This is a genomic window from Streptomyces parvus, from assembly GCF_014648875.1.
In the GTDB taxonomy this organism is placed as follows: domain Bacteria; phylum Actinomycetota; class Actinomycetes; order Streptomycetales; family Streptomycetaceae; genus Streptomyces; species Streptomyces parvus.
In genome coordinates this window covers 161,950-185,961 of the sequence record NZ_BMRY01000013.1, presented here as the reverse complement: position 1 = coordinate 185,961, position 24,012 = coordinate 161,950, and the positions used below count along the sequence as shown (strand labels likewise).

24 protein-coding genes are annotated in these 24,012 nt (G+C 73.1%); 15 read left to right on the top strand and 9 right to left on the bottom strand.

The window, feature by feature from the left end; genetic code table 11:
• Positions 1-33 precede the first annotated feature (33 nt).
• The 4 genes from IE140_RS31340 (at position 34) to IE140_RS31325 (ending at position 2,724) form a co-directional block, all read left to right on the top strand.
• Entirely contained in the window at positions 34-969 is a 936-nt protein-coding gene (locus IE140_RS31340; protein ID WP_032780095.1) for a M56 family metallopeptidase, read from the top strand.
• 86 nt (positions 970-1,055) lie between these two features.
• Positions 1,056-1,739, top strand: coding sequence for a phosphatase PAP2 family protein (locus IE140_RS31335; RefSeq protein WP_189460902.1), 684 nt, complete (start codon positions 1,056-1,058; stop codon positions 1,737-1,739).
• The gene (locus tag IE140_RS31330; protein ID WP_150197656.1) at positions 1,733-2,428 is read left to right on the top strand and encodes an HAD family hydrolase; all 696 of its coding nucleotides are present in this window, start codon (positions 1,733-1,735) and stop codon (positions 2,426-2,428) included. The genes IE140_RS31335 and IE140_RS31330 overlap by 7 nt, the downstream gene beginning before the upstream one ends.
• A 119-nt stretch (positions 2,429-2,547) precedes the next feature.
• Positions 2,548-2,724 carry a hypothetical protein gene (locus IE140_RS31325; RefSeq protein WP_167533582.1) on the top strand — a complete coding sequence of 59 codons (177 nt, stop codon included), beginning with the start codon at positions 2,548-2,550 and terminating at the stop codon, positions 2,722-2,724.
• A gap of 308 nt (positions 2,725-3,032) precedes the next feature.
• On the opposite strand, the gene IE140_RS31320 is transcribed toward IE140_RS31325, so the two are convergent.
• Positions 3,033-4,523 (bottom strand): LVIVD repeat-containing protein, encoded by a 1,491-nt coding sequence (locus IE140_RS31320; RefSeq protein ID WP_150197657.1) that lies wholly within the window; start codon positions 4,521-4,523, stop codon positions 3,033-3,035.
• 176 nt (positions 4,524-4,699) lie between these two features.
• Between IE140_RS31320 and IE140_RS31315 the strand changes: the two genes are divergently transcribed.
• Both IE140_RS31315 and IE140_RS31310 read left to right on the top strand, forming a co-directional pair.
• Complete coding sequence (locus IE140_RS31315) at positions 4,700-5,368, top strand: DUF305 domain-containing protein (protein ID WP_373296205.1); 669 nt, start codon at positions 4,700-4,702, stop codon at positions 5,366-5,368.
• Between the two features lie 91 nt (positions 5,369-5,459).
• Complete coding sequence (locus tag IE140_RS31310; protein ID WP_150197658.1) at positions 5,460-6,893, top strand: FAD-dependent oxidoreductase; 1,434 nt, start codon at positions 5,460-5,462, stop codon at positions 6,891-6,893.
• A gap of 14 nt (positions 6,894-6,907) precedes the next feature.
• Here IE140_RS31310 and IE140_RS31305 read toward each other — a convergent pair whose 3' ends face one another.
• The 3 genes from IE140_RS31305 to IE140_RS31295 all read right to left on the bottom strand — a co-directional run bounded on the left by IE140_RS31305 (position 6,908) and on the right by IE140_RS31295 (position 9,126).
• Positions 6,908-7,696: a class I SAM-dependent methyltransferase gene (locus tag IE140_RS31305; RefSeq protein ID WP_093437781.1), complete on the bottom strand. Its 789-nt coding sequence runs from the start codon at positions 7,694-7,696 to the stop codon at positions 6,908-6,910.
• A gap of 79 nt (positions 7,697-7,775) precedes the next feature.
• Positions 7,776-8,237 (bottom strand): hypothetical protein, encoded by a 462-nt coding sequence (locus IE140_RS31300; protein WP_189460900.1) that lies wholly within the window; start codon positions 8,235-8,237, stop codon positions 7,776-7,778.
• 172 nt (positions 8,238-8,409) lie between these two features.
• A complete protein-coding gene (locus tag IE140_RS31295) occupies positions 8,410-9,126 on the bottom strand; it encodes a cupin domain-containing protein (protein WP_150195389.1) in 717 nt (238 codons plus the stop codon).
• 238 nt (positions 9,127-9,364) lie between these two features.
• Between IE140_RS31295 and IE140_RS31290 the strand changes: the two genes are divergently transcribed.
• The 4 genes from IE140_RS31290 (at position 9,365) to IE140_RS31275 (ending at position 13,459) form a co-directional block, all read left to right on the top strand.
• Positions 9,365-10,450, top strand: coding sequence for a WD40/YVTN/BNR-like repeat-containing protein (locus tag IE140_RS31290; RefSeq protein ID WP_032769361.1), 1,086 nt, complete (start codon positions 9,365-9,367; stop codon positions 10,448-10,450).
• A gap of 67 nt (positions 10,451-10,517) precedes the next feature.
• Positions 10,518-11,195, top strand: coding sequence for a uracil-DNA glycosylase (locus IE140_RS31285; RefSeq protein WP_150195387.1), 678 nt, complete (start codon positions 10,518-10,520; stop codon positions 11,193-11,195).
• Positions 11,192-12,370 (top strand): N-acetylglucosamine kinase, encoded by a 1,179-nt coding sequence (locus IE140_RS31280; protein ID WP_150195385.1) that lies wholly within the window; start codon positions 11,192-11,194, stop codon positions 12,368-12,370. The genes IE140_RS31285 and IE140_RS31280 overlap by 4 nt, the downstream gene beginning before the upstream one ends.
• A gap of 156 nt (positions 12,371-12,526) precedes the next feature.
• The gene (locus tag IE140_RS31275; RefSeq protein WP_093437788.1) at positions 12,527-13,459 is read left to right on the top strand and encodes a sirohydrochlorin chelatase; all 933 of its coding nucleotides are present in this window, start codon (positions 12,527-12,529) and stop codon (positions 13,457-13,459) included.
• A gap of 135 nt (positions 13,460-13,594) precedes the next feature.
• Here IE140_RS31275 and IE140_RS31270 read toward each other — a convergent pair whose 3' ends face one another.
• From IE140_RS31270 to IE140_RS31260, 3 genes are all read right to left on the bottom strand, one after another.
• A complete protein-coding gene (locus IE140_RS31270) occupies positions 13,595-14,656 on the bottom strand; it encodes a lactonase family protein (protein ID WP_150195383.1) in 1,062 nt (353 codons plus the stop codon).
• 152 nt (positions 14,657-14,808) lie between these two features.
• Positions 14,809-15,120, bottom strand: coding sequence for a hypothetical protein (locus tag IE140_RS31265; protein WP_032769369.1), 312 nt, complete (start codon positions 15,118-15,120; stop codon positions 14,809-14,811).
• A 148-nt stretch (positions 15,121-15,268) separates the two neighbouring features.
• Complete coding sequence (locus tag IE140_RS31260) at positions 15,269-16,768, bottom strand: FUSC family protein (RefSeq protein WP_150195381.1); 1,500 nt, start codon at positions 16,766-16,768, stop codon at positions 15,269-15,271.
• Positions 16,769-17,010: 242 nt separating this feature from the next.
• Between IE140_RS31260 and IE140_RS31255 the strand changes: the two genes are divergently transcribed.
• The 3 genes from IE140_RS31255 to IE140_RS31245 all read left to right on the top strand — a co-directional run bounded on the left by IE140_RS31255 (position 17,011) and on the right by IE140_RS31245 (position 19,573).
• Positions 17,011-17,346 carry a hypothetical protein gene (locus IE140_RS31255; protein ID WP_150195379.1) on the top strand — a complete coding sequence of 112 codons (336 nt, stop codon included), beginning with the start codon at positions 17,011-17,013 and terminating at the stop codon, positions 17,344-17,346.
• A gap of 159 nt (positions 17,347-17,505) precedes the next feature.
• Entirely contained in the window at positions 17,506-18,015 is a 510-nt protein-coding gene (locus tag IE140_RS31250; protein ID WP_032769374.1) for an Lrp/AsnC family transcriptional regulator, read from the top strand.
• 307 nt (positions 18,016-18,322) lie between these two features.
• Positions 18,323-19,573 carry a serine/threonine-protein kinase gene (locus tag IE140_RS31245; RefSeq protein ID WP_229826964.1) on the top strand — a complete coding sequence of 417 codons (1,251 nt, stop codon included), beginning with the start codon at positions 18,323-18,325 and terminating at the stop codon, positions 19,571-19,573.
• A gap of 31 nt (positions 19,574-19,604) precedes the next feature.
• On the opposite strand, the gene IE140_RS31240 is transcribed toward IE140_RS31245, so the two are convergent.
• Positions 19,605-20,597 (bottom strand): aldo/keto reductase, encoded by a 993-nt coding sequence (locus IE140_RS31240; protein WP_150195375.1) that lies wholly within the window; start codon positions 20,595-20,597, stop codon positions 19,605-19,607.
• A gap of 122 nt (positions 20,598-20,719) precedes the next feature.
• A complete protein-coding gene (locus tag IE140_RS31235) occupies positions 20,720-21,625 on the bottom strand; it encodes a glycoside hydrolase family 16 protein (RefSeq protein ID WP_150195373.1) in 906 nt (301 codons plus the stop codon).
• A gap of 273 nt (positions 21,626-21,898) precedes the next feature.
• Between IE140_RS31235 and IE140_RS31230 the strand changes: the two genes are divergently transcribed.
• Positions 21,899-22,462, top strand: coding sequence for a DNA polymerase ligase N-terminal domain-containing protein (locus tag IE140_RS31230; protein WP_032769377.1), 564 nt, complete (start codon positions 21,899-21,901; stop codon positions 22,460-22,462).
• A 133-nt stretch (positions 22,463-22,595) separates the two neighbouring features.
• On the top strand, positions 22,596-23,963 hold the full coding sequence (locus tag IE140_RS31225) for a geranylgeranyl reductase family protein (RefSeq protein WP_109177553.1): 1,368 nt from the start codon (positions 22,596-22,598) through the stop codon (positions 23,961-23,963).
• The last annotated feature ends 49 nt before the right edge of the window (positions 23,964-24,012 follow it).

Below are 24,012 nucleotides of genomic sequence, written 5' to 3'. Positions count from 1 at the left end.
CCCCGGCCGACCCGCCGCTCATAAGCTGAAGCCATGCTGGTCTCCCTCGCGCTGCTGCTGCTCGGTGCACTGACCGCCCTGGTGACCCCGCGCGTGATGGCGCGGGCCCGGTGGCCGGAGCGCGAGCCGGTCGTGGCCCTGTGGGTCTGGCAGTGCGTGGTGGCCGCGGTCCTCCTGTCGTTCGCCCTGTCCATGACGCTGAGCGCGGCAGCCGCCTGGCAGGCGGTGCGCGGCCATGTCTTCGCCCCCGCCCCGCACGCCGTGGTCGAGGCGTACGCCCTGGCGGCGTACGGGCCGTGGTCGGCGGTCATCGCGGTGCTGCTGGCGCTGGGCGGGGTGTGGACCGGGGCGATGCTCCTGCGGGAGGTCCGGCGGGCGCGGCGTCGCCGCAAGCAGCGCCGTGCGGAACTGCTGGTGCGCGCCCCGCTGCTGCCGGGCGAGGAGCCCGGTGCCGACCGCCTCGTCGTCCTGGAGGGCGAACGCCCCGACGCGTGGTGGCTGCCCGGCACGGCACCCCAACTCGTCATCACCACGGCCGCTCTCGGCCGCCTGAAGGGCCGTCAGCTCGATGCGGTGCTCGCCCATGAGCAGGGGCACGCCCAGGCCCGTCACGACTGGCTGCTGCACTGTTCGTCCGCCCTGGCGATCGGCTTTCCGCAGATCCCGGTGTTCGCCGCGTTCCGCGACGAGATGCACCGGCTGGTCGAGTTGGCCGCGGACGACGTGGCGTCGCGCCGCTTCGGCAGGCTGACGACCGCGCTCGCCCTGGTCGGACTCAACGAGGACCGCGGGGTGTTCGGCCCCTGCCCCACCCCGCAGGCCGAAGTGCCGCACCGGGTCAACCGGTTGCTGGCCCCGGTCGAACGGCTGACGGCGGGCCGCCGGCTACGGCTGACGGCCGCCGCCGCGCTGGTGCCGGTCGTCCCGGTGGTCGTGGCCTTCGTCCCGGGGCTCCGCGCCCTCGGGTAGCCCCGAGGTGGGGGGCCGCCTCCCGAATGACCGGGATTCCGCTTCCGGGTTGGCCTTCGGGCGGTGCTCTCCGCGAGGATCACCCCATGCCCTCCCCCCTCCGCCTCCGCTTCCCTTCACCGGACCGTTCCCCCCGCGCCACGCCCGCCCTGTGGGCCGCATCTCTCGTACTGCTCGTGCTGGTGGCGCTGCGCTGGTCTCCGCTGATGGCCCTGGACCGGTCGGTCGCCGACGCACTGCACCGGCACGCCGTGACCGACCCCGGCCTGGTCCGGGTGAACCGGGTGCTGACGGACTGGGTGTGGGATCCCTGGACCATGCGCGCCCTGATCGCGGTGGCCGTGATCGCCCTGTGGTGGCGGGGGGCGCACCGGCTCGCCCTGTGGGTGGCCGCGACGAGCCTGCTCGCCTCCGGCCTGCAGCAGGGGCTGAAGGCCGCGGTGGACCGGGAGCGCCCGCAGTGGCCCGATCCGGTGGACTCGGCCCAGTTCGCGGCCTTTCCCTCCGGGCACGCGATGACGGCCGTCGTGAGCTGCGGGCTGCTCCTGTGGCTGCTGAGGCTGTACGGCGCGGGCCCCGGGCTGTGGGGCGCGGCACTGGCCGTGGCGGTGGTCTCGGCGGTCGGCGTCGCGGTGACCCGGGTATACCTGGGGGTGCACTGGCTGACCGATGTCGTGGGCGGTGCTCTGCTGGGTGCGGCCGTGGTGGCGTTGAGCGCCGCCGGGTACGCCCGGTACGCGGCGCCGCGGGAGGGATCGCACCGATGGTGATCAAGGGCGTGCTGTTCGACTTCTCAGGAACCCTGTTCCGGATCGAGCCGGTCCGGGACTGGCTCGCCGCCGTGCTGCGCAAGGAGGGCTTCGACGTGCCGGCGGAGGATTTCGAGCGGTACGTGACCGGGCTCACGGAGGCCGGTGCCCTCCCGGGCGGTCCGCCGCCGATCCGGGTCCCGGACCGGCTGGCCGACGCCATGGCACGCCGGGATCTCACCCCCGCGCTGCACCGCGAGGCGTACACCGGTCTGGCCCGGACCGTCGCCCTGCCCGATCCGCGGCTGTACGACGCGCTGTACGACCGCCAGCTGCGGCCGGAGGCCTGGCAGGCCTATCCGGACGCGGTGGAGGTCCTGGAGGGGCTGCGGGAGGCGGGGATCGCGGTCGGCGTGGTCAGCAACATCGGCTGGGACCTGCGCCCGGTCTTCCGCGCGCACGGGCTCGACGCCCTCGTCGACGCCTACGCCCTGTCCTTCGAGCACGGGCTCCAGAAGCCCGCCGCCGAGCTGTTCCGCATCGCCTGCACGATGATCGGCCGGGATCCGGAGGACGTGGTCATGGTCGGTGACGACCGGGTCGCGGACGGGGGTGCGGCGGCCCTGGGCTGCGAGGTCCGGTTCGTGGACCATCTGCCCGTGCCGGAGCGGCCCGACGGGCTGCGTTCCCTGGGGCTGGTCCCGGGCTGAGGCCCGCGACGAGCGGGCCGAGGCCCGAGGGCGGGTCGAGGGGGACCGGACCGGGGTGTGAGGCATATCCCGCCGCAGAAGGGGTAGAGGGAGCCGCCCTTGGTCGTAGCCTGGTGGGCATGTCCCCGATGTCGTCGTCCGTGTCCGCTCGTTCCGCAGCCGAGGTCAACGCGGAGATCCGCGACCTGTGGCAGCGTTCGGGCGGGTCCCTGACGCCGCAGGACGAGGTGGAATACCAGCGGCTGCTGGTGGAGTGGGCCGCCGCTGCCGGCGGGAGCGTCCGCACCGCCGTCTGACCGCCGCGCCCGCCGTCGGCCGTGACCGGAAGCCCGTGGGAGATCGTGCCCGATCCGGCGATCCCCCGCGTCGCCGGATCCGGGCACCCCTCCGGCCGTGTCCCGTGGGACACACCGTGGACCGCGCCGTGGACCGGAGTTGCGGGGCCCGCCGTCGCAGGGATCCAGCATGTCCCGACCCGGCTCATCGGTCAATGAATTTCCTGGGCGCACACGCGCAGGGGGCCGGTGTCTCCCGGGCGGAAGACCGCCCGGGAGACACCGGCCCCGGAATGCCCGACGAACCTGCTGTGCGACGCGCTGACGGATCAGCGGGCGAAGTAGTCCGGCTGCGTCTGCGCGTTGAGCTCGTCCAGCTTGACCCGCTCCGCCGGGTCGGTACGCCGGTCGTCCAGCTTCAGCACGTCGAAGCCCTTGGCGATGTCGCTGGAGTAGATGTGACCGTTGTAGTAGTACGCCGACCAGGGGCCGGCCGTGGTGACCTGGTCGAGGGTGACCGGGCCGCGCTCGAAGAAGGCGATCTCCTCGGGCTTCGCCGAGTCGGTGAAGTCCCAGACGGAGATGCCGCCCTGGTACCAGGCCTGGACCATCAGGTCGCGGCCCTTCACCGGGATGATCGAGCCGTTGTGGGCGACGCAGACCTCGGCGTCGGCCTGGTGGCGGTCGATCTTGAAGTAGCTGCGGAAGACCAGCTTGCGCTGGTCGCCCTTGCCGACGATGTCGTAGATGCCGTTGGCGCCGCGCTTGGGACCGATCTGCTCGTTGCAGGTGGCCGCGCCGCCGCCGCCGAGCTCGTCGGTGAAAACGACCTTGTTCACCTCCTGGTTGAAGGTCGCCGAGTGCCAGAACGCGAAGTTCACGTTGTCCTGCACCCGGTCGATGATCTTCGGGCGCTCCGGGTCCTTGATGGAGAACAGCAGACCGTCACCCAAGCAGGCGCCGGCGGCCAGGTCCTTCGACGGCAGCACCGTGATGTCGTGGCAGCCGGTCGTCCTGGAGACGCCGGGGTTCTCGGGCGCTCCCGGGTTTCCGCCGTCCGGGAAGAGCACCGGGAAGTCGATGACCCGGGCCCTCTGGGGGGCCTTGAGCGGCACCTTGATGATGGAGATCCCGTCGTGCGGCGGCCGGCAGTCCGGGAACGCCTCGTTGGGCGCGTACGAGGAGACGTAGATGTACACGTTCTTGCCGTCCGGCACCAGCGTGTGCGTGTGGGAACCGCAGGCGGTCTCCACGGCGGCGATGTACCTGGGATGCCGCTTGTTGCTGATGTCGAAGATCTTCATGCCCTCCCAGGAGGACTTCTCCGTTGCGGGCTGGGAGGTGCTGGAGCAGGAGTCGTCGCTGCGCGAGGAGTCCGTCGACAGGAAGAGCAGGTTCCCGGAGACCGAGATGTCGTTCTGCGAGCCCGGGCAGAGGACCTGCGAGACCGTCCTGGGCTTCTTCGGCTTGCTGATGTCGTAGATGACGAAGCCGTCGTAGTTGCCGACGAACGCGTACTTCCCCTGGAACGCGAGGTCCGTGTTGAGGCCCTGAAGAGCGCCCTTCGGCACGTTCGTCAGGTGCTTGATGTTGGGGCTGTGGACGATCTCGTCCACACCGGGTATGTCACCCCCGGCTATCGCGGCCCTGGCATCGGCCTGGTCGCTCTTGGAGACGGAGCCGCGCTCGGCCGGGGCGTCGCCCGGGTCGGGGGTCGCGGCCGCTGTGGTGGCCGTCAGCAGCGTAGCGAGGAGTCCGGCCGCGGCTGCCACCGCGCCCAGACGTCTGCGCCGCACGCGGGTGGTGTGCAACGAGGTCACTGCGTCCTCCCTTGTATCCGTTCGGGGTCGAACGGTTGTGGAACCTCCGGCAGTATCGTCCCTCGCATGTACACATCAACAGATGGCAACACAGACGTAATGAGAGTTTTTGATCTTCGGTCCGTGCGAGCGTGTTAGGACGGTCTGCAACAAGCCCCGCGACACAGGAGGTCACCGTGTTGATCCATCGCCGGACCGCAGCTCTGCGCTCAACCGCTCTCGCGGCGGCGGCGGTTGCCGCCGTGCTCGCCCTGGGAGCCTGTGACGCGGACAGTGGTGACGGAACGTCGGAGAAGGCCACGGACGCGGGTCCTGGTGTGGTCGCGCCCGGCAGACCGGGCGAGCCCGCCCGGACGCTCTCCGCCGAGGAGGCCGCCGAGGAGACCGGCCGGGACACCGCCAACTCCGCGGACTTCCGCTATGCGCAGATGATGATCGAACACCACGCGCAAGCGCTCGTGATGACGGAACTCGCCCCGAAAAGGGCCTCCCGGAGCACCGTCAAGCGGCTCGCGGAACGGATAGCAGCGGGCCAGAAGCCGGAGATCGGTGCGATGGAGGGGTGGCTCAAGAAGAACGGCGGGGACAAGCGCAAGCAGCACCACGACCACTCCGGGATGCCCGGTATGGCGACCGAGGAACAGTTGGAGTCGTTGCGCGGCGCCGAGGACAAGGCGTTCGACGAACTCTTCCTGAAGTTGATGATCACCCACCACCAGGGGGCGATCACCATGGCCACGGAGGCGCTCACCGAGGGGAACGACATCTTCGTCGAGGAGATGGCGAGCGACGTGGTCGCCCAGCAGACCGTGGAGATCAACCGGATGCGCGGGATGCTGGACTGAACCACTCGGCTGCGCTGCTCCGGTCGCCCGACGGTGCCATCCTGGAGGAACCTCGGGAAACTGGAGGGAACCTCGGGAAAAGAGGTACGCCGTGCTCTCCGTCGCCGTCGTCGGTTCCGGTCCCAGCGGGGTCTACACCGCCCAGGCCCTCCTCCAGCAGTCGCTGGTGCCCGATGTGCGCGTCCATGTCCTGGACCGGCTGCCCACCCCGTACGGACTCGTGCGGTACGGGGTGGCCCCCGACCACGAGAAGATCAAGTCGCTGCAGAACAGTCTGCGGGCGGTGCTGGAGGACGAGCGGGTCACCTTCGTGGGCAACGTCGGCGTCGGCGGGGCCGACGGGGTCTCCCCCGCCCGGCTCGCGGAGCTGTACCACGCGGTCGTCTACTGCGTCGGGGCGTCGGCGGACCGGGCGCTGGCGGTGCCGGGCGAGAACCTGCCGGGCAGCTATTCGGCCACCCGCTTCGTCTCCTGGTACAGCGCCCACCCGGACATCGGCGCCGACCCGTTCGCCCGGGACGCCCTGGGGGCCCGTTCGGCCGTTGTGATCGGCGTGGGCAACGTGGCGGTCGACGTGGCCCGGATCCTGGCGCGCGGCGCCGGCGAACTGCGCCGCACCGACGTGCCCAGGGGAGCACTGCGCGCGCTGGAGGAGAGCCGGGTGCGCGAGGTGCACATCGTCGGCCGCCGGGGCCCTTCCCAGGCCCGGTTCACCACCAAGGAGCTGCGGGAGCTGGGGGCGCTGCCCGGGGCACGGGTCGTCGTCGACCCGGTGGAGCTGGCGCTCGACCCGGCGTACGCCGCCCCGGACGACCTTCCCGGAGCCCTGCCGCTGCCCGCCGTGGTGCGGCGGAACCTGGAGGTGCTGCGCGGCTGGTCGGCGGGGAGCGGAGCGGGTGCCGCCGGGGCCGTGCCGGGTGGGGCCGGCGGGGCGCCGGGCCCGGCCGCTGATGCCGGACGCCGGATCCGGATCCGGTTCTTCCTGCGGCCGGTGGAGCTGCTGGAGCGCGGCGGGCGGGTGGCCGGGGTGCGGTTCGCCCGGACGGCACCGGACGGGGCGGGCGGCGTGCGGGACACCGGTCGTTACGAGGACGTCGCGGCACAGCTCGTCCTGCGGGCGGTCGGCTATCGCGGGGTGGAGCTGCCGGGGCTGCCGTTCGACCCGGTGAACGGGACTGTGCCGCACGCGGCAGGCCGGGTGCTGCGGGGCGGGGTGCCGTCGCCGGGCGAGTACGTGGCGGGGTGGATCAAGCGGGGGCCGACCGGGGTGATCGGCTCGAACCGCTCCTGCGCCAAGGAGACGGTGGCCTCGCTCCTGGCGGACGCGGCCGCGCTGACGCGGCGTACGGCGGCGGGCGACCCGCTGGCCGTACTGCGGGAGTGGGGGCTGCGGCCGGTCGAGTGGACCGGCTGGCTGTCGATCGAGCGCGCGGAGGCGGAGCTGGGCCGTTCGCTGGGGCGCGGCCCGGTGAAAATCCCGGACTGGGCGGGGCTGCTGGCGGCGGCCTGGGACGAGAACCGCTGAACGGCCCCGCGCCGTCACTCCCGGGTCGCCACCACCAGGCGGGCGCGGGGGCTGCCGTCGGGGCGGCGGCCCAGCTCGGTCAGCGGCATCAGCCGCACGACGAATCCGGCCCGCGTCAGGTCCTCCAGCACATCGCCGAGCCGGAACGTGCGGTAGTACATGACGAACCGCGGGCGCCACAGGGCGTTGCGCACCCGCATCGCCGCGTCGAAGCCGAGCAGCGACCAGTAGGCGCGCGATCCCACCGGGGGCGGTGCGCCGATCGGAAAGACGAACTGCCCGCCCGGCCGCAGCGATCCGTACACCTCGGCGAAGAGGCCGAAGCGTTCGGCGGGCAGGAAATGGCCGAACGCGCCGAAGCTCAGGGCGAGATCGAAGGCGGGCGCGAAGGGCAGGGAGCGGGCGTCGGCCCGCACCCAGTCCACTGCCGGCCCCTCTGCCACCGGTGCCTCGCCTGCCGGTCCCTCTGCCGCCGGTCCCTCTACTGCCGGTCGCTCGCCCTCGGGCGGGAAGGCGGCCCGGGCCTCGGCGAGCATGCCCGCGCTGAAGTCGACCCCGACCACCCGCTCACGGCACAGCTGCCGGAGTACGCCGACCCCCGCGCCGGTGCCGCAGCAGACGTCGAGCCCGGTGCCGAAGGGGCCGAGCCGGCGCACCTCGTCGGTGACGGCGTCGAGCACGCGGTCCGGGGTGCGGTAGGGCGTGTGGTCGAACTTCGGGGCGAGCAGGTCGTAGCCGTGCTCGATCGAGGAGAGCGCCTGGACAGCCAGTTCGCGCACGGTGGGGCCCTGTTCGGTAAACATCACGGGCCACCCTACCGACGCGGCAGGCCCTCCGCGGCCACGCGCTGCCGTACCGCCCGGAGCGGGCGGACGACCGGCCTCAACGGCCTTCGGGAAGTCGCCGCTTGAGGGCGATGGCGGCATCGGCGGCGTAGGCCTGGGTCCAGGTGCGGCCGACCCCGGACTTCCAGGTGACGTGGACCGTGGAGCCGTCGGTCCGGGCGCTCTCCACGGTCATGGCCCGGTCGCCGTCGCGCACGTCACCGCGGCGCAGCCGGCCCGCCTCGACCGTGACGGGGTGCCCCGCCGGCGCGTTCTCGGTCTCCTCGGCCGCCCGGAGGAGTTCGGCGGCCAGTTCGCGGGCCGCCTCGGGGGTGCAGGACCAGAGGAGCTCACCCGTCGGGGGTGCGAGGCGGATGCCGATACGGGAAGGGGGGACAGAGCCTCCTTCCGCGGCGGCCGGGGCGGGACCGGCAGGGTCGGGCGGGGTGGGGCCGCCCGCGGTGACCGTGACCGCCACCGGGTGGCCGTCGGCGTCCGTGATCCCGGTCCCGCTGCTCATCGTCGTCTCCTCGGTGTCCCCGGCGCCGGCCGTCCCCGGTTCCTGTCCGGCCGCCACCAGGATGTCAGCACCCGGCGGCCGGCCGTACGGGCGGGCCCGGCGGTCAGCGGTCGGCGGTCAGCGGTCGGCTGTCGGCGGTCGGCGGTCGGCGGGGCAGCTCGGCGCGGTGGGCTCAGGTGCGGTAGACGTCCAGGCGGCCGCACATGCCGAACCTGCCGTACGCCGAGGGACGTTCGGCGTGGACCCGGGCGTCGGCGAGGTGGCCGGCCTCGCCCCGGTCCAGGGTGTCGAGCTGGTGGGCGGTCGCGGCGGCGGCCGTGGCGGCCCCGTTCTCCCAGCGGGTGCGCCACTCCCCCGTACGGGGACGGACGAGCGCGGCGGCGGCCCGGTGGAACGCGGCCAGCGGCTCCGGATCGCCGTCCTCCACGGCCTCGCGCAGGGCGAGGAACCCCTCCACCGCGAGGTCGCGCCGGGCCCGCGCCGCCTTCTCCTGCACGGCCTCCCCCGCGTCCGCCGGGAGCGCCACCGCCGTGCGGTAGTCGTCCGGATCCGTCAGCCTGCCGGGCGGCAGCGTGAGCACGGCGTCGCCCGCCTCGGGCAGCCCGCTGTTCTGCATCAGCACGATGAGACGCAGCCCGTCCTCGTTGACCAGGCGGTGGATGGTGCCCGGGGTGAACCAGACCAGCGCCCCGGGCGTCAGCGGGCTCTCCCGGTATCCGGTGGCCGTGAGGGTCTGCACGGAGCCGCTGCCGCCGACCACGACGTACCCCTCCGAGCAGGTCAGGTGGAGATGCGGGGTGCCCCCGCGCAGCCCGTCGGCGGCGGGCCAGTCGTAGACGGTCAGATGCGAGACGGCGACGGCGCCGGGCAGTCCTTCGAAGGTCACCACGGGAGCTCCTGGGTCTCGGAGGCACGGTCCCCGACCGCACCGCAAGCGCTTTCTACGATCCTCGGACGCTAGGGCCGCCGCCGGACACCGGTCAAGGGAACCGCGCACGCGGGCCGCGCCCCTGGGGCGGCGGCGCGGGCTGCGGCGGGGGCGGCGGGCGTGTGCGCGAGCCACTGTCAGTGGCCGGGTGCAGACTGGCACTGTTCCGGCACAACGGCGTATCGGGAGGTCCAGAACCATGACCGATGTATTGCTCACCGCAGGCACCCGCAAGGGTCTCTTCATCGGCCGCAGACGTGGTGGGACCTGGGAGATCACGGGCCCGCACTTCAACGCGCAGGCGATCTACTCGGTGGCCGTGGACACCAGGGGGGACACCCCGAGAATCCTCGTCGGCGGGGACAGCGCGCACTGGGGACCGTCCGTCTTCCACTCGGACGATCTGGGCGAGACCTGGGTCGAGCCACGGCAGCCCGCGGTGAAGTTCCCCAAGTCCACCGGGGCTTCGCTGGAGCGCGTCTGGCAGTTGCACCCGGCGGGCCCCGAGGCGCCGGACGTGGTCTACGCGGGCACGGAACCGGCCGCGCTGTTCCGTTCCGAGGACCGGGGCGAGTCGTTCGAGCTGGTCCGTCCCCTCTGGGAGCACCCGACCCGCTCGCGGTGGGAGCCGGGCGGCGGCGGTGAGGGGCTCCACACCGTCCTGACCGATTCCCGGGACGCCAAGGCCGTGACGGTCGCCGTGTCGACCGCGGGCGTGTTCCGGACGAAGGACGGCGGGGCGAGCTGGGAGCCGTCGAACAAGGGCGTCTCCGCGGTCTTCCTCCCGGACCCGGACCCGGAGTTCGGGCAGTGCGTCCACAAGGTCACCCGGGACGCGGTCGACCCGGACCGGCTCTATCTGCAGAACCACTGGGGCGTGTTCCGCAGCGACGACGCCGGTGACCACTGGAGCGACATCGGCGCGGGGCTGCCCTCCGACTTCGGGTTCGCCGCCGCCGCGCACCCGCACCGCGGCGACACGGCATACGTCTTCCCGATCAACGCCGACGCCGACCGGGTCCCGGCGGAGCACCGCTGCCGGGTGTTCCGTACGACCGACGCGGGACGCACCTGGGAGCCGCTCTCCGAGGGCCTGCCGGACGGGGCGCACTACGGGACGGTGCTGCGGGACGCGCTGTGCACCGACGACGCGGATCCCGCCGGGGTCTACTTCGGCAACCGCAACGGCGAGTTGTACGCCAGCGCGGACGACGGGGACAGCTGGCAGCAGCTCGCCTCCCATCTGCCGGACGTCCTGTGCGTACGGGCGGTGGCGCTCGGCTGACGGGTGGCCGGCCGGAGCACCGACGGCAGTTGATCGGAGTGGTCGTATCAGCAGTAGAGTGCGGGCCGTGGCAGCACGACCGTTGAAAGAGATCATCGAGCCGGGGTGGGCCGACGCCCTCGAACCCGTCGCCGAACGCATCGCCGCTATGGGCGACTTCCTCCGCGCGGAGATCGCGGCGGGACGCACGTATCTGCCCTCAGGGGCTCATGTACTGCGGGCGTTCCAGCAGCCGTTCGAGGAGGTGAGAGTGCTGGTCGTCGGCCAGGATCCGTATCCCACCCCGGGACACGCGATCGGGCTGAGCTTCGCGGTGGCCCCCGACGTCCGGCCGCTGCCGGGCAGCCTGGAGAACATCTTCCGGGAGCTGCACGGGGACCTCGGGCTGCCCCGGCCGTCCAACGGTGATCTCACTCCGTGGACCAGGCAGGGGGTGCTGCTGCTCAACAGGGCACTGACCACCGCGCCGCGGCGGCCCGCCGCCCACCGGGGCAAGGGCTGGGAAGAAGTGACCGAGCAGGCCATCAAGGCGCTGGTGGCCCGGGGCACCCCGCTGGTGTCGGTCCTGTGGGGGCGTGACGCCCGTAATCTGCGCCCGCTGCTGGGCGAGTACCCGGCGATCGAGTCCTCGCACCCCTCCCCCATGTCCGCGGACCGGGGCTTCTTCGGTTCGCGGCCGTTCAGCCGGGTCAACGAACTGCTGGAGCGCCAGGGAGCGCGGCCGGTGGACTGGCGGCTTCCGTGACGTACGCCGGGCCGGCCGCGACGCACGCCGGGCCGGCCGGCGACCCGGCGGGTCCCGGTGCCTATGTCCTCGGGGTCGACTCCGGGGGCTCCGGGCTGCGGGTGGCGCTCGGCCGGGTGGAGGAGCCGGGGCCTCTCGCGACGACGGTCTGTGCCGAGCCGGTGCGGACGGGTCCGGGTGGCATCGACGCCGGGCATCTGCTGGATCAGCTGCTGCCCGCCGCCCGGGAGTTGCTGGACCGGGCGTCGGCTGCCACGCCGACCGGCCCCGGGCGCGACGCCGCCCGGGCGCTCGGTACTCCGGCCGGCGGCGCTTCGGCGGGTGCGGTCGCGGCGGTGGCGATCGGGGCCGCCGGGATGGCCACGCTGGGCGACCGGTTGCGGGCGGAGCTTCCCGGCGCGCTCGCGGACGCCCTCGGGGTACGTCGGGTGGCACTGGCCGCCGACGCGGTGACGGCCTACGCGGGCGCGGTGGGACAGCGCCCCGGCGCGGTCGTCGCGGGCGGCACGGGCATGATCGCCCTGGGCACGGACCTGAAGGAGTGGCACAGGGCCGACGGGTGGGGTCATCTTCTGGGTGACAGTGGCGGCGGCGCGTGGATCGGCCGGGCCGGGCTGGACGCGGCGATGCGGGCCCATGACGGGCGGCGTGGCGGTTCCGCCGCGCTGCTGGACCGGCTGCGGGCCGTGTTCGGGCCGGCGGAGGAGCTGCCGGGGCTGCTCTATCCGCGCTCCGACCGGCCCGCCGTGCTGGCCTCGTTCGCCCCGGAGGTGGCGGCGTGCGCCGGAGCGGATCCCGTCGCCGCCGGCATTATGCGACAGGCCGCGGGCCATGTCGCCGAGGCGGCGGCGGCCGTGTGCCCGGCGCCCGCCGGACCGGACGGTGATCCGGACGAGGGCGACGGGGTCGGCGAAGTGGCCCTGACCGGCGGCCTGTTCCGGATGGGCGAGCCGCTGCTCGCACCTCTGCGCGAGGAGCTGGCGCGGCTGCTGCCGGGGGCCCGGGTGACCGTCGCGTCGGGCGATCCACTGACGGGCGCACTCCGGATCGCGCACGCTCTGGCGGCCGGGGATCTGCGCCTGCCGCGTCACCCGACCATGCTGTTCGTCCCCCTGGAGCAGGAGACCGGACAGCGCGCGGATTCGGTGGTGCGCGACGAGCCCCGGTCGGAGTGACGGGAGAAGGGCGGACGGGCGGAACCGGGTGAACAGCGAGCCGACAGACAGGGACACTCCGGTGGTACATCACTCATCGGACATAAGCGGATAGTTAACGCTCGACCTGCCCCTCCCCGAACAGAGGGGCAGGTAAAACCAGTAGCATGCGGCGCCATGAGCACCCCCACTGGGCCCGCTTCCGGCCTGCCTGTACGAATGCCGCGACCTCGCCAGTCCGGACGGCACCGCCGCCCGGAGCCCGTGGTCGCACCCGAGGGCGCTGCCGCGCTCGTTCTCGCCGTTCCCGGTACCCCTTCCCCGGCCACGCGCAGCCTGGCCGAGGAAGTGATCAGCATCGCCCGTTCCGAGTTGCCCGGCCTCAACGCCCGGATCGGTTATCTCGACGGCGACGATGCCGAGTACCCGACCCTTGCCACCGTTCTCGCCCACAACGCCGCCGAGCGCGTCGCGCGCTTCGAGCAGGCTGTCGCGGCGGGCCGTGAGGTCGCCGAGCCCACCGGCCCGTCCGCCGTCGTGGTCCCGCTGCTCGCGGGTCCGGACAGCGCGCTGATCCGGCGGATACGGCAGGCCGTGCTGGACAGCGGTACGCAGGCCGAGCTGACCGATGTGCTCGGCCCGCACCCGCTGCTCGCCGAGGCCCTGCACGTACGGCTGTCGGAGGCCGGTCTCGCGCGCGCCGACCGCGCCAGGCTGTTCACCGTCGCCACGGCCGCCGACGGCATCGTGCTGGCCACCGTGGGCGGCGAGGAGGCCGTCCAGGCCGCGGGGATCACCGGCATGCTGCTGGCCGCCCGGCTCGCCGTGCCGGTGATGGCCGCCGCGCTGGACGTGGAGGGCTCGGTCGCCTCGATCGCGGAGCAGCTGCAGGGCTCCGGCTCCGCACAGCTGGCGCTGGCGCCGTACCTGGTGGGCCCGGAGATCGACCCCGGCCTGCTGGACGCCGCCGCGAAGGAGGCGGGCTGCGCGACGGCCGAGCCGCTGGGCGCCTACCCGGCGATCGGCAAGCTCGTGCTGTCCCTGTACGCCACGACGCTGGGCATCACGCCGGCGACGCCGCAGGGAACCCAGGGAGCTCAGGCGCACTGACCGGACGCCGTCGCCGTCGGGCGGCGGCTCGGGAAGCCGGACAGCGCGGCGGGCCCGAACCGGAGGAGAAATCCCCGGTCCGGGCCCGCCGCGCTGTTCCCGGGCCGCCGTGGCCGGGCGAGGGAAGCGCCGGGGTCAGACGAAGACGACGCAGGAGACCGCGGGAGCCTCGACCGAGCCCGCGTGCCGGGGGATGCCCGTCTCGGCGTCCACGGCGAACCAGCTGACGTTCCCCGAGTGCTCATTGGCCGCGTACAGCCACTGCCCGCTCGGGCCGAGGGTGAGGTCGCGCGGCCAGCGGCCACCGCAGCCGACGGTGGCCACCAGGGCCGCCTTCTCGCCGCTCTCGTCGAGGGTGAGCACGGAGATGCTGTCGTGCCCGCGGTTGGCGGTCCACAGGAAGCGCCCGTCGCGGGCGACGACCACCTCGGACGGGTAGGTGCGCACCGCCTCGTCGGCCGTCTCGTGCTCGGGCAGCACCGGGGTCTCCCCGAGCACGTCGAGGCGGCCCGTCGCCGCGTCCCAGCGGCACACGGTGAGGACCGGCTCCAGCTCGCCCAGGACGTAGGCGAGAGCGCCCGAGGGGTGGAAGGCCAAGTGGCGCGGGCCGGTGCCCGGGCGCAGCGCCGTCTCGCCGTGCAGCCGCAGGGCGCCGGTGGCGGGGTCCAGGGCGCAGACGCGTACGGAGTCGGTGCCGAGGTCCACGCTGACCAGCCAGTTCCCGGAGGGGTCGGCGAGGACCTGGTGGGCGTGCGGGGCCTCCTGGCGGCCGGCGTCGGGGCCGCTGCCCTCGTGCCGGAGCACCGAGGCCGCCGCCCCGAGCGACCCGTCGGCGAGGACCGGCAGGGCGGTGACGCTGCCGGAGGTGTAGTTGGCGGTGACCAGGTGGTTCGCGACGAGCGCGAGGTGGGTGGGCGCGTCCCCGTCGACAGCCTGCGCCGGGGCCAGGAGCGTCGGTACGTCCTCGTCGACGGTGAAGGCGGCGGCGACGCCCGGGGCGCTCTCCCCGGCGGCGTACAGGACCGTGCCGCTCTCACGGGGGCCGACCGCGAGGAAGGAGGGGTCGGGCACGGCGTCCGTGGACCCGAGGACGGTCAGGGCTCCGGTCTCCCGGTCCACGGACGCGGCGGTGACGCCGAGCCCGCCCGCCGAGGTGAACGACCCCAAGAATGCCCGCCCGGCGCTGTTGCCGCTCATCGCGCTACCCCTCTTCACCATCGCCGCGATCTTCACGGGTGACGGTAGCAGGCAGGCCGCTGCGGTCCAGACCAATCCGGGGCTTCACCGTACGGGACGGACGGCCGCTCACCGGGTGAGCGGCCGTCGCCTTCAGCCGACCCGGGACGGGGTCAGTGGTCGTCCCAGTGGCCGGCGTGAGCCGCGTGACGGTGGCCGTCGTGCACATAGTCCAGGTGGTCGCCGTGCGGGACCGCCACGTGCCCGCAGCTCTCACCGTGGACGTGGTCGTGGCCGGCATGCTCGTGATGCCCGGCGGCCTCGCACTCGTCCGTGTGGCCTTCGTGCTCACGGTGCAGATGACCGTCGTGCGCGTAGTCGACGTGATCGTCGTGAGGGACCGCCACGTGCCCACAGCCTTCGCCGTGCGCGTGGTCGTGTCCGGGATGCGGCTGGTGCTGCAGGGATGTTGCCACGCTGTCCATCTCCACATGCTCGGGCCACCGCCCGGTGGAGGACGGCGGCAACGAACTCTCGCCTTGTTTCTCCCCTTACGGGCAAGGCTGCCATGGCGGACATGCACGGGCAAAAGGAGCGCCTCGACGGTGCGGGGAAGGGTGCCGCCTCCGAAGGTCAGGCGTTGGTGGCCGCAGCTCCGGGAGCGTGGCTCAGCGGGCTGACGAGTCCGGCGAGCGCCCGCTCCAGACCGTGCAGGTGGGCCAGGGCCGGGTCCACGGCGACGCCGGGCAGCTCGGGCAGGTGGAAGCCCCGAGGGCCCTCGGGCGCGGTCAGGGCCTCGACGGCCGCCTCCACCCGGGAGCACGCGGCCGACAGCCGCGCGTCGTGCGAGGCGTCCGGGTCGGCGGCGATGGAGGCCAGCCCCCGCACCTCCCGTACGCAGTCGTCCAGCAGCGCGATCACCTGGCGGGCGCGCGCCTTGCGGGCCGGCAGCGGGCTCAGGGGGTGCACCAGCGGAGCGAGGGAGAGCCGGACCCGGCCGAGCAGCATCTCCAGTTCGGCGACGCGGGGGGCGGGGTCGGCGAGCGTGGACCCGGCGAGCCGGTCGGCCGCCTCGGCCGTGCAGGCGTGGACGCACCGCAGCGCCTTCTGGATCCAGGCGTCGGTGATGGCGTGGGTGGTGACGGGGAGGACCAGCAGCACGGCGAGGACGGCGCCGAGCGCGCCGACGGCGGTCTCCGCGACGCGCAGCCAGAGCAGGGCGGCGCCCAGGACGCCCAGCGCGCCGTAGAGCATGCCGGCCATCAGGGTCACGAAGAACATCATCCAGCTGTACGAGACGGCCGCCGAGTAGAAGATGCCGAAGACGCCGATCGCGACGACGAGGGCGGTCGGGACGGCGGCACCGTCGAGCGGGATGGCCACGGCGAAGCCGGAGACGATGCCGATGACGGTCCCGAGGACGCGGCGGAATCCGCGGACGAGCGTTTCGCCGCGCGAGGTGGTGTTGACGAAGACCCACCAGGTGGCGCCGACCGCCCAGTACCACCGCTCGTCGGACAGGACCTGCCCGATGCCGAGCGCGAAGGCCCCGCCCAGGGTGGCCTGGACGGCCTGCCGGGTGGTGACGCGCAGCCGGCCCCGGAGCTCCGGCGGAGCGGGCTGGGCGGGGAGCGGCAGCCGTCGTTCGTAGCACCACAGGCCGAAGCGCACGATGGACGAGGCACACAGGGACAGCGCCACGGCGGCGTACAGCTCGGGCAGCTGGCCGGGCTCGGTGTGCAGGAACTGGGCGGCGAAGAACATCATGAAGGCGAAGACGCCCAGCGCGTGACCGCGCGGTCCCCAGCGCCGGGCGTACACGCCCGTACCCATCACGGCGAGGAAGATCAGGTCCCGGGCGAGGGGCTGGTCGTGCAGGACCGCCGCGACGGCGAGGACGGGCAGACCGGCGGCGGGGAGAAGGGCGGTGGTGACCGCCTGCCCGCGCACCGTCGGGTCGGTCACGGTGAAGAGGGCGAGCAGAGCCGCGAGGCCGCCGGTGATGGCCGCGACGAGGGAATGCCCGACGAGCCCGCACAGCGCGACGGCGAGACCGATGCCGAGCACGGCACGGGAGGCGAAGCGCAGCCGGACCCGCCCCGGGTCCGGCGCCACGAACACCCTCTTCAGCACGCTTCCACCCCTTCCGCGCCGCCGCAGAACTCGCATGAAAAAGGCGCCGCGGAAGTCCGCAGCGCCATCGACGCCACCATTGCAGCATCCGGCGGGCGCTTGGATCAAACCGGGAGGAATATCCTGTACCAATGGACCAGTGGAATGGTCGGCAGGTCGGCCATCAGCATGCCAACGGACCATCCGGGGGATGAGTACGCGTACTCATCCCCCGGAGAGCCTCCCCGGCGCAGGATCCCGACATGGACCTGGACAGAGACATGGGTGTACGCCCGGCCGGGCTCGGGCGGCGGCGCGAGCCGCGCACCGGCACATCTAACCTTCTGGTGTTCCTGGGCCTCTTACCGCTCGACCTCCTGGTGGGCGGCGGCGCCTGGCTGGCCGTCGGTATGCAGGGCTGGGCCGCGGCGCACAACGGTGAGGACCCCGTCCTCCCGATGACGGAGCTGCTGTGGAGCGGGGGCGTGCTGGCGGCGATCGGGCTGGCCCTGTGCTGGGGGCGGTTCTGGGCGGCGGCCGTGGCCCAGTTCGGTCTGACGGTCGTGGTGATGGCTGTCCTGTCGTCGTCGTCCGGGTGACGGGTGCCGGACACTCGCGGATCACGGAGGACCGCGGGTGACGGACAGCCGCGGATGAGGGGTGGTGCGCCTGCCGCCGCCTCGACGGTCCGGGACGGCCCCCTCACCCTGGGTACAGTCGGGGCCGGACAGGACGGCTCGGAAGGAGATCGGCGGATCATGGCGGTGGACGCTCTCGACACCCGGATCCTGCGCCTGCTGATCGAGCAGCCGCGCACCAGCGTCCGTGAGTACGCGCGCATCCTCGGCGTGGCCCGCGGCACCCTGCAGGCACGGCTGGACCGCCTGGAGCGGGACGGCGTGATCACCGGCACCGGTCCGACCCTCTCCCCCGCCGCGCTCGGCCACCCCGTGCTGGCCTTCGTCCACCTGGAGGTCACCCAGGGGCATCTCGTCGAGGTGGGTGACGCGCTGGCGGCCGTGCCCGAGATCATCGAGGCGTTCTCGACGACGGGCGGCGGCGATCTGCTGACCCGCGTCGTCGCCCGGGACAACGGGCACCTGGAGGACGTGATCCAGCGGCTGATCCAGCTGCCGGGGGTCGTCAGGACCCGGACCGATGTGGCGCTGCGCGAGCGGGTGGCGCACCGGGTGCTGCCGCTGGTGGAGTCCGTGGGCCGCGCGGCGGGCGACCGGGACCGGCCGGGCCCCGGGAGCGTTCAGGGCTGACCGGAGAGGTGTTCCGGCGGACGGTCCGGCACCCGGGAAACGCCCCGGCCGCGACGGCGTCCGCGCACATGGCGCGGGCCGGAATGCGTGGCGGGCCGTCAGCCGGGCCCGGTGAAGGGGCCGTCGGGGCATCCGGGCTCCGCCGGACCGATATCCTGATCATGTCGTTCGCCGCACCGCCCAGGACTCCGCCGGAGACCGGGTGCCCCGGGGTGCCGACAGCCGGAGCGGGCCACCATTCGAGATAGGTGTACAGGTGCTGGTAGCTGGTCGGTACCGATTGGTATCCCCCATCGGTCGTGGCGGCATGGGCGAGGTGTGGCGCGCCACGGACGAGGTGCTGGGACGCGCCGTGGCCGTGAAGCTCCTGCTGGGGGACCAGGCGGACGCCTCGTCGACCGCCCGCTTCCGGCTGGAGGCCCAGACCGCCGCCCGGCTGAGCCACCCGCACCTGGTGGCGGTGTTCGACTTCGGCGCCTGGGAGGACCGGTTCTTCCTGGTGATGGAGCTGGTCGAGGGGCAGAGCCTCGGCGACCTGCTGGCCGCCCAGGAGCGCGTCCATCCCGAACTGGTCGCCCGGATCGCCGGTCAGGCGGCCGCCGGCCTTGCCGCCGCGCACCGCCAGGGGATCGTCCACCGCGACATCAAGCCGGGCAACCTCATGCTGGACGCGGACGGTTCGGTGAAGATCGGCGACTTCGGGATCGCCCAGTTCGTCGACGATCCCTCCACCGCGCTGACGACGGCCGGTCACATCGTCGGCACCAGCCTCTACCTGGCCCCCGAGCGCGCCCTGGGGCGTACCGCCGACTCGGCCTCCGACATGTACTCCCTGGGCTGCGTCGTCTATCAACTGCTGCTCGGGCAGCCCCCGTTCCGCTCCGACACGGCGACCGCGACGCTGTACCAGCATGTCGACACCCCACCGGTCCCACTGCGGCAGCGCGGGGTGGAGATCTCCGCCGCCTTCGACGCGTATCTGCTCGGGCTGCTGGCCAAACAGCCCGAGGAGCGGCCCACCGCGCAGCAGGTCTCCGACTGGTTCCGCACCGACGCCTGGCGCGGCCGGCCGGAGCCGCTCCCCGCGCAGACGCCCACGTCGCACCGGGCGACCGCACCCATGGCCCCGAAGCCCTCTCCCGCGGCCCCGTCCGCACCGGTCGGCCCGACGACGTACCGGCTCCCGGGGCCCACGGGGCGCAGACGGCAGGCGCCGGCCCGTTCGGCTCCGGCCCGCCGTCGCAGTACTCGCGAGGCGATCCGGCGGCGCCCCAGGGTGGCCAGCGCCATCGCGGGCACGGCGACGTTCCTGGCCGCCGTGTATCTGGGGATGATCCTGTTCTCCCCGGACTCCAGTTCCGCCGGTACACCGGACCAGAGCCCGTCCTCGACCCCGTCGACCCCCTCGGCTCCTTCGGCTCCTTCGCAGGACGTCGGGGACGGCGATCAGCAGCAGGGCACGCGGCAGCAGGACGTCGACAGGGACGGGAACGGGAACGGGAACGGGGACAGGAACAGAGACCGGGACGGGGACGGGGAGGACGAGCAGGACGACTGAGTCCCGCTCGCCGCCCCTTGGCCCGTCGCCGTCACCAGCGGCCGTGGACCTCCCCGCGGATCGACCGGTCGTACAGCTCCCGCACGGCGTCCAGCGTGCTCTGCGGCAGCGGCGGCAGGGCGGCGGCAGCTGCGTTGGCGCGGGTCTGTTCCACCGAACGCGCCCCGGGGATCACGCTGGTGACGCCCGGCTGCTGGATGATCCAGCGCAGCGCGGTCTGCGCGGGGGTGGCGCCTTCCGGGGCCAGCCCGGCGAACTCGGCCGCGGCGGCGACGCCGGTGGCGTAGTCGATGCCGGAGAACGTCTCGCCCTGGTCGAACGCCTCACCGTGCCGGTTGTACGTGCGGTGGTCCTCGGGGCCGAAGACGGTGTCCTCGGTGTACTTGCCGGAGAGCAGGCCGGAGGCGAGGGGGACCCGGGCGATGATGCCGACGCCCGCGGCGGCGGCCGCCGGGAGGACCTCGTCGAGCGGCTTCAGGCGGAACGGGTTGAGGATGATCTGCACGCTCGCGACGCCGGGGCGTGCGATGGCGGCGAGAGCCTCGGCGCAGGTCTCGACGCTCACCGCGTAGGCGGCGATCCGCTGCTCGGCGACCAGGGTGTCCAGGGCGTCGTAGACGGCGTCGGAGGAGTAGACGCTGCTGGGCGGGCAGTGCAGCTGTACGAGGTCGAGCGTGTCGGTGCCGAGGTTGGCCCGGGAACGGTCGTTCCAGGTACGGAAGTTGTCCAGGACGTAGTTCTCCGGCACCTGGTCGGCGCGGCGGCCCATCTTGGTGGCGACGAAGACGTCCGCGTCGGGGCGGTTCTTGAGGTAGCGGCCGATGAGCTGTTCGCTGCGGCCGTCCCCGTACACGTCCGCGGTGTCGAAGAAGGTGACGCCGGATTCGACGGCCGCGTCGAGGACGTCGAACGCGTCGTCCTCCGCGACCTCGCCCCAGTCACCGCCGAGCTGCCAGGTGCCCTGTCCGACGACCGAGACGTCACGGCCGGTCCTGCCGAGTGTGCGCTGTTCCATGAGGATCATGCTATTCCGCTTCTCGTGCCGGACGGGGCGGGCGGGTGGACGGGGGATGTGGATGGGTGGACGGCGGCAGGAGCACCTCTGCCGCCGTCCACGTTTCAGGGCTCCCGGTCAGCCGTCGGCCGTCACGACGTCGTCACCCGGACGTAGTCGATGACCATCTGCTGCGGGAACCGGGTGGAGCCGTCGGGGTCGCCGGGCCAGTAGCCGCCGACCGCGAGGTTCAGGATGAGGAAGAAGGGCTTGTTGAACACCCACTGGTTGCCGCCCAGATCGGCGGGGGTGCGCCGCTGGAAGACGTTGCCGTCGACGGACCAGGTGATGGAGTCGGGCGCCCAGTCGACGGAGAAGGTGTGGAAGTCGTCGGCGAACGCCTGCCCGTTGGGAAGCGTGTACGCGGCGCCGATCCCACCTGAGCCGGAGTAGCCGGGGCCGTGCAGGGTGCCGTGGACCGTGCCGGGCTCGAAGCCGACGTTCTCCATGATGTCGATCTCGCCGCTGTTCGGCCAGCCGACGTTGCCGAAGTCGTCCCCGAGCATCCAGAACGCGGGCCAGATGCCCTGGCCGCGCGGGATCTTGATCCGGGCCTCGACATGGCCGTAGGCGGCGGCGAACTTCCCGGACGTGTTGAGCCGGGACGAGGTGTACTCGCACGCCCCGTACCAGCACTGGTAGTTGCCCGGGTTCTCCTTCCGGGCGGTGATCACGAGGTTGCCCTGGCCGTCGAGCGCGGCGTTGTCGTTGCCCGGCGTGTAGTACTGCCGCTCGTGGTTGTTGACGTTGTCGCCGGTCTCGATCTGCCACTTGCCGCCGTCGACACCGGCGCCGGCCGGCCCGTCGAACTGGTCCTCGAAGGCGACGGCCATGGTTCCTGGCACGGGGGCCGGGGAGTCGCCTGCGGGCGCGGCGGAGGCTCCGCCGGGGAGTGCGGTGAGGATGGCGGAACAGCAGAGCAGCGAGGCCGCGTAGAGGGCGACGCGGCGGCGCCGGGAGACGCTGCGCGCCGTGGAGTGCGTGGGGTGCACGGTCATCACATCACTTCGCGTGGGGGGACATACAGATGGAGGGCATGCGCATGACAGGTCAACGCCGAGAGGTGAACGGTTGGGGCGATCACCTCGGGCGCATATTTCAATTCTTGATTTAAGGGAGTGCCACAGGAGCCGTCAATAACTTGGTCCGGACCGGAGAAGGAACGGCATGCCCCGTTGGCATATGCACCTGAAGGCAGCGGCCCCGTCGTGCGGTTCCCCCGGGGCGGCGGCAGAGTGGAGATACGGACCGGGCGGCGAAGGGAGCACGACGTGGAGAACGACGGCACACCGCGGCCCCACTTCGTCGTGCAGATCCATGACGCGCGACGGCTGCACTTCGACTTCCGGCTGGAGGTCGACGGCGTACTGAAGTCCTGGGCGGTGCCTCGCGGACCTTCGGAGAACCCCAGCGACCGCCGGCTCGCCGTGCCGACGGAGGATCACGCTCTGGAGTACCGCGAGTTCGAGGGGGTCATCCCCCGGGGCGAGTCCGGCAGCGGCACGGTCATCGTCTGGGACCAGGGCACCTACCGGCCGCTCGGACACGACGGGCAGGGCGACTCCGTCCCCTTCTCCGAGTCCCTGGAGCTGGGTCACGCGACGTTCTGGCTGTACGGGTCGAAGCTGCACGGCGAGTTCGCGCTCACCCGCATCCAGAAGGGCGACGAGCCGGACAGCGGCGGCCATGAGGCCTGGCTGCTGATCAAGGCCAACGACCGCCTCGCCGTTCGCGGCCGGCCCGGTTCGCCCGACCCGTACCACGCCCGGTCCGCCCGTACGGGACGGACGCTGCACCAGGTCGCCGCGGCGGCGGCCCGGGGCGGCGAGGGCTGACGCACCGGACGGGCGGCCCGCCCCCGCCATCCCCGTTGTCCGGACGCCGGGTACCGCCCCGGCCCTTCCTGATCGATGATGTTGCCCGGGGCTGCCGCCCCGGCAGGCAACGGCCGTTGACGAAGGGGTGGTCATGCGGGAGCAGCCGACGGACGCGGGCGCACGGGAGGAGTCCCGTACGGATACGGACGCCCAGGTGATCGTGGTGGGGGCGGGCCCGGCCGGCTCCTCGGCCGCGTACCACCTGGCACGGGCCGGAGTCGACGTGATCCTGCTGGAGAAGGCCCGCTTCCCCCGGGAGAAGGTGTGCGGCGACGGTCTCACCCCGCGGGCGGTGCACCAGCTCATCCGGATGGGCGTCGACATCACCGCACCGGGCTGGACGCGTTCGCGCGGGATGCGCTGGGTGGCCGGGAAGCACCGGGTGCACATCGAGTGGCCGTCGCTGGGCCGCTACCCGGACTTCGGCCTCTCCCGCAGCCGGCACGACTTCGACGACATCCTGGCCCGGCACGCGGTGGCGGCGGGGGCCCGGCTGTACAGCGGCTGGAAGGCGGAGCGGCCGCTGACGGACCGGGCGGGCCGGGTCACCGGGGTCGTCGCGTCCTCGGACTCCCCGGACGTGCCGGAGCCGGCCGGCTTCCGCGCGCCGGTCGTCATCGCCGCCGACGGGGCGTCCGCCCGCCTCGCCCTGGCGCTGGGCCTGGAGCGGGACCCGCGACGGCAGATCGCGACCGCCGCCCGGCGCTACTACCGCAGCCCCGAACGCTCCCGGGAGGAGTACCTGGAGCTGTGGGCCGACCTCCGTTTCCCGGACGGGGGCCCGTACCTTCCCGGCTACGGCTGGATCTTCCCGATGGGCGACGGCCGGGTCAACGTCGGGCTCGGAGCGCTTCCCCACCGGCGGCACGGCAAGGCGGACCTGCGCGCCACCCTGGACCAGTGGCTGGCCCGCACCCCGGAGCAGTGGGGGCTGCGCGAGGAGAACGCGGAGGGCCCGGTGCGCAGCGCCGCCCTGCCCCTCGGCTTCAACCGCCATCCGCTGTACGCCCGGGGGCTGTTGCTGGTCGGCGACTCCGGCGGGATGGTGAGCCCCTGGAACGGCGAGGGCATCGCCCAGGCGATGGAGGCGGGCGAGGTGGCCGCCGAGACCGCGGCCCTCGCCCTGGCGCACCCCCAAGGCCCCCGCCGCGAACAGGTACTGCGCGGCTACCCGGTGGAGATGAACCGCCGCTGGGGCCGCTACTACCGGCTCGGCAACACCGCGGCCGACCTGGTCTTCAGCCGCTCGGGCTTCCAGCCGGTCCTCAACCGGTACGTCATGGGCTCGCCGTTCCTCCTCGACCTGCTGGCCCGGCTGCTCACCGACCTCACGGACAAGCCATCGCGCGATGTGGCCGACCATGTCCTCAACACGGCGTTCCGCCTCGTTCCGGCTCCGGGTCCGAGCCGCCGGCGGGGCGCGGGGCGCGGCGGGCCACGTCGACGAAGTGCTCCTTGATCTGATCGAGTTCGTCGGGGCGGACCTGCTCTACAGACCTGTAGATTAT